At 64.1% G+C, this 412-nt stretch carries 1 protein-coding gene; it reads right to left on the reverse strand.

The window, feature by feature from the left end; all coding sequences use genetic code 11:
• On the reverse strand, positions 1-344 hold a 344-nt coding region (locus AC3XQU_RS23055; protein ID WP_489876486.1), incomplete at its 3' end, for a VOC family protein.
• Positions 345-412: the final 68 nt, after the last annotated feature.

The following is a 412-nucleotide window of genomic DNA, read 5'->3' on the forward strand; positions in this document are numbered from 1 at the left end:
GCATAGGCACCCGGCAGGTGGCCACGCGGGCCAGGCTGGCCCTCGTCGGTGCCGCCTGCGGCAAGGCCGGCGGCGTGGAAGGCATCCACTTCGGCGGGAGTGGCGGCCGCAAAGCCGACCGTCACGCCGTTGCTCGAAGGCGCTCCACCATTGCCCGGACGGGCGATGATGAAAGCCGGCTTTTCGCGACCGAAAAGCACCCATCCGTTGCCGAAAGGACCGAGGTTCTTGATGCCGAGAGCACCCAGGGCGGCGTCGTAGAACGCGGCCGACTTCTGGACGTCGGCGGCGCCGATGAAGACGTGCGAGAAGATGCCGTCGCCGGAAATGACAGGAGTGGACATGGTTAGTTTCCTTGATGGTTGGTGTTGAATGGATAGTGGGTGATCAGTAGTGGATCACCGTGCGAATC

The sequence above is a fragment of the Telluria sp. AZSoR62 genome, from assembly GCF_058111565.1.